This is a genomic window from Xenorhabdus beddingii, assembly GCF_002127545.1.
GTDB classification, from domain to species: domain Bacteria; phylum Pseudomonadota; class Gammaproteobacteria; order Enterobacterales; family Enterobacteriaceae; genus Xenorhabdus; species Xenorhabdus beddingii.
Genome location: NZ_MUBK01000055.1, coordinates 1 through 5,292, shown reverse-complemented (window position 1 = coordinate 5,292; position 5,292 = coordinate 1). Strand labels below are relative to the sequence as shown.

General features: G+C 57.3%; 2 protein-coding genes. Both read right to left on the bottom strand.

The window, feature by feature from the left end; translation table 11 throughout:
• Positions 1 to 1,716 (bottom strand): condensation domain-containing protein (locus tag Xbed_RS17770; RefSeq protein ID WP_139837531.1); only part of this gene is annotated, 1,716 nt, incomplete at its 3' end.
• On the bottom strand, positions 1,716 to 5,292 hold a 3,577-nt coding region (locus Xbed_RS17765), incomplete at its 5' end, for a non-ribosomal peptide synthetase (protein ID WP_139837530.1). The genes Xbed_RS17770 and Xbed_RS17765, both read right to left, overlap by 1 nt.

Here is a 5,292-nt window from a genome sequence, read left to right as displayed (position 1 = left end):
GGCACAGATCGCCACCCGATCATCCGGCTGCACGCCCAGCGCAATCAAATGATGGGCCAGCCGGTTGGCGCGTTGGTTCAATTCACCATAGCTCAGGGTTTGGCTCTGGCAGGCCACGGCGGTGGCATTGGGGCGTTGTGCCGCCTTAACCTCAACCAATTGATGGATAAGGGCATCTTGCGGGAAATCCGCTTGAGTGGCGTTAAAACTGACTAAAAGCTGTTGCCGCTCAGAAGCCGATAATATCGGCAGCGTGGCAATGGCCTGGGTTTCGTCAGCCACCATCGCCGTCAGCACCGTGGTTAAATAACCGACCAGGCGTTCAACGGTTGTGGCGTCGAACAGATCGGCGGCATATTCCAGATCCCCGACTAAACCGGTTCCGGTTTCAGCCAGTGATAAGGTTAAGTCAAAATGAGCACCACGACGTGCCTGTTCCATGAACGTGAGTTGCAGGCCCGGTAAGGTCAACGCTTGAGCCGGAGTGTTATTCAGGGCCAGCATCACCTGAAAAATCGGGCTGTAGCTTAGGCTGCGTTCAGGCTGTAGGGATTCCACCACCTGTTCAAAGGGCAGATCCTGATGGGCATAGGCGGCGAGCGCCCGTTCCCGCACCTGAGCCAGCAGATCCGCCACACTGCGACCCTCATTGAAGCGGACACGCAAGGCCAGGGTATTGACAAAGAAACCGATCAGCCCCTCCAGTTCATGGTGCGGGCGGTTGGCGACCGGTGTCCCAATGACAATATCATCCTGACCACTGAGCCGGGCAAGGACGAGGCTCCAGGCGGCCAGTACCGTCATGAACAAGGTGGAGTTATGGCGCTGTCCGAGCGCCTTGAGCGCTTCCAATAAGGGGAGATCGAGGTGAAAAGAAACGTTGCCGCCGACATAGGTCTGGACTGCGGGTCGTGGCCGGTCGGTGGGTAATGTCAGTCGGGGCGGGATGCCCTTAAGCTGATCACACCAGAAATCACGCTGTTTGGCGAGAGGGGTGACCAGCCGTTGATTTTCTGATGACGTTTTTGCTTGTAACTGCGTATGTTGCCAGACCGCATAGTCAACATACTGAATCGGCAGCGGCGGCAAATGTGACTCATAGTCATCAATTTCGGCGCGATAGAAGATCCCCAGTTCGCGCATCAGCACACCGATGGACCAGCCGTCAGTGATAATGTGATGCAGGGTGAGCAATAACACATGCTCATCGTTGGTCAGTTGCAGCAATTGACCCCGGATCAGCGGGCCATCAGTCAAATCGAAAGGCGTCTGGGCCTCAATGTCAGCGAGTTCGCTGACACGGTCGGTATGCAGGGCGGGGTCGATCTGGCGCAGGTCATGGCAGGACAGGGCAAAGCCAATGTCAGCCGGATCGATGTGCTGGCAGGGATGGCCTTCAACCAGCACAAAACGGGTACGCAGACTTTCATGGCGGGCAATCAGGCGGTCGAATGATGCCGTCAGCGCGTGGCGGTCGAGCTGACCGCTGAGGCGCAGGATCACCGGCAGATGATAGGCCAGACTGGCCGCCGGATCGAGCTGGCTGAGAAACCACAACCGTTGCTGTGCGAAGGATAACGGAAGTGGCTGATGTCGATCCGCCGGTTCAATCAATGACGGTGGTTGCTGATCGCCACGTGCTTTCAACTGCTCTTCAACTCTTTTCTCCAGAACCGCACGTTTCAGGTCATCGAGATTCAGGTTGGTTCTTGTCATTATTGATTGTCTCCACGGGGATGTTCTTCGCCTAAAATGGCCAGCAATTCTTCTGCCGACATGGAATCAAGATCGTGTTGGATTGACTCAACGTCGTTTTCTCCTACCGCATTCATTTGAGCTGAAAAAATGAGGTTGGCCTGCGCCATCAACGTGGGCGAAATGAATAATGAGGTAAGGGGAATATTGACCATAAATTGATTTTTGATGCGTGTTATCAGTCGAATGATCATCAGCGAGTGACCGCCGATTTCAAAGAAGTGGTCGTGACGACCGATTCGCGCCGCTCCCAATAATTCTTGCCAGATTTGCGCCAGCGCGGTTTCTATTCTTCCCTGTGGCGGCGCATAGTCATGGGTCACCAAGGCAGACGGATCCGGAGTCGGGAATGCCTGACGGTCAAGTTTGCCATTGGGGGTCAATGGGAAAGCGTCAAGGATCATAAAGGCACCGGGCAGCATATAGTCGGCAAGCTGCCGGGCGAGTTGCTGACGCAGATCGGCAGCCATCAATTCCGCCCCCTCCTGCGGCCGCAGGTAAGCGACCAGACGTTTCTGACCCGCCGGGTTCTCACGGGCGGTCTCTTCGTGAACCAATACGACCGCTTCACTCACCCCGGGGCATTGCATCAGAGCCGCTTCAATTTCACCCGGTTCGATGCGGAAGCCGCGCAGCTTGACCTGAAAATCATTGCGGCCAAGGTATTCGAGATTGCCGTCGGGCAGCCAGCGGCCGAGGTCACCCGTTTTGTACATCCGCGCATCCGGCTCAGGGGTGAAGGGATCAACAAGGAAACGTTCGGCCGTGAGTTCAGGCAGGTTAAGATAACCACGGGCAACGCCCATGCCGGCAATATGAATCTCTCCACTGACCCCCAAGGGAACAGGTTGCCCATATTCGTCAAGAACATAGATCCGGGTATTGGCGATCGGCCGGCCGATGGGAATAGAACGGGCGACGTTGACCGGAGCGTCAATGGCATAAGTGGTGGCAAACGTCGTGGTTTCTGTCGGGCCATACCCGTTAATCAAGGTGGCTGGCGTCGATTCAGCCCTCTGAACATCCTGTATCTTGCCGGGATCAAGCACATCCCCCCCTGTCAGCAGGTAGCGCAATTGCCCCATCACCGGTTCGAGAAAGTGCCGGTATTCGTTGAACAAACCGACCGTCAGCCAAAGCGCCGTGACGTGCCCTTGGATCAGTGAATCGCAGAAACGTGCCGGATCGAGCAGCACCGATTGGGGAACCAGATGCAGACGTGCGCCATTGAGCAGGGCAGACCAAATTTCCCACGTCGAGGCATCAAAGGCGATGTTGGCGCAATGGGCAATACCGTCATCCGGCCCAATATCCGTAAAGCCATTATTGATAATCAGGCGCAGGATATTACGATGCTCAACCATGACACCTTTGGGTCGTCCGGTAGAGCCTGAGGTGTACATCACATAGGCCAGAGCGTTTGGCATCAGACCTAAAGCCTGTGCGTCTGGATTATGGCCGGGTTGCTCCGTCAGGAACGGCGCCTGAATGTCGAGTATCACAGGTACAGCGGCGGGTATTTTGCCGGCTTGGGTTGCCTCAGTCAGCACGACCACCGGGGCAGAGTCTGCAAGCATATAAGCCAAACGTTCGGCCGGATAGGTTGGGTCGAGCGGGACATAAGCCCCGCCGGCCTTGAGAATGGCAAGCAGCCCTACGATCAGCGCTGGACTGCGCCCGATACATATCGCGACCCGATCCTCCGGGCGCACGCCCCGCGTGATTAAATAATGGGCCAACTGATTGGCACGCCGGTTCAGCTCACCATAACTGAGGATCTGATCGTCAAATACCAAGGCGGTGGCGTCAGGCTGTCGCGCCACCTGAATTTCGAACAGTGAGTGAACAAGCGCATCCGGTGGAACATCACCCTGCGTAGCGTTGAAATCGACCAGCAATTGCTGCCGCTCTGTGGCTGGCAGGATGGAGATATCCCGAATCAGTTGTTGTGGATCACGGGCCAGCGCATCGGTTAAACCGCCCAGCGCCGTAGCCAGATAAGCGGTCACTCTGGCTGGATCGATACCGGCCACCGCTTGGGCTGTCAGGTGGAAACGGTCACCCAGATCATCCACGGACAGCGTGATGGGATAGTTAGTCCGTTCCTCTGCGGCCAGAATGCGTATGCCTGCCCAGGTTGCGTCAATGGAGTCAGACTGACCCGCCTGACTGTGACGGTAATTGAGCAATGTGCTGAACAGCGGCATGGACGCTGGCACACCGCTGCAACGTTGTGCCAGCACCAGGGGTGCCTGCTCGTGCTCCAACAGCAGCATCAAATTGTGATAGGTGTCTTGCACCACCTCCTGCACCGTGCGGTGGGTCAGGGAAACCCGCATTGGCAGGGTATTGATGAACATCCCCAAGACCCGTTCGGCACCGGCGCCTCCCTGAAGCCGGCCCAGCAGCACCGAACCAAAGACCACATCATCGCGCCCGCTGGTTTGTGCCAGCACCTGCGCCCAGGCGACATGGAACAGCACACTGGGGCTGACCTTCAGACGACGTGCTTGGGTGCGAATGGCGTTTGCCAGATCAGGGGCAATAGAAAGACGTGCTTCCGTGATGCGTTCGCCGTCGGTTTGCACTTTGAGCACCCCGAACGGCGCGGTGGGTTGGTCAATATCGGCGAGCCGGGTGCGGAAATACGCCTCGTGCACGTCTGCCGGCGTACTTAAGGTTTGCGCGATAAAATTGCGATAGGGCAGCGTGGCGGGGAGTGCCCCGGCATTTCCCTGCAATATCCGGGCAATCTCAGCGAAGACCAGCTCCAGTGTCATATGGTCACTGACCAGATGATGGAAGCGCAGCGCCAGCAGCCACTGATCCTGAGCCGGGTCGGGAGCGATGTCTGCGGTGAACAACGGGGCGCGGCTGAGGTCGAGACGATGTTGGCGTGGGTCAGTCTCAGCGCGTAATTGGGCGGCCACATCGTCGGTTGTGGCGGGATTGAAGAGGTTAACCTCCAGAGGTGCCTGACGCCAGACCACCTGAACCGGTTGGGCCAGTTCCTGCCAGTAGGCGGCGGTACGCAGAATATCATGGCGGTCAATGACGTGTTGCAGAGCCGTCAGGAAAGCCTCAAGGCGTTCACGGGTGTCGAAAGCCAGCAGACTTTGCAGCAGATAATTATCACCCTGTGTCTGTAACAAATGGTGGAACAGGATACCCTCCTGCAAAGGGGCCAGCGGATAGATATCCTGCACATTGGCGGCTCCGCCGGGAACGGTCGTGACGATGGCATCAATTTCGCTCTGGGACAGCGCAACCAAAGGCAGCATATCGGGGGTGATGGCCGTGCAGCCGGCGGGAATGCGGTTGGGGGGAACGACAAAGGTGCTGGCATCACGCTGAATGGCCTGCGCCATCTCCGTGAGAACCGGTGTCACGAACACACTGCGAACCTCCAGTTGCCAGCCGAGGCCGCGCAGTGCTTCGATCAGGCTGACAATCATCAGCGAATGGCCGCCGAGTTCAAAGAAGTGATCATGGCGACCGACCCGATCCAGTCCCAGCAAATCTTGCCAAATCCGGGCG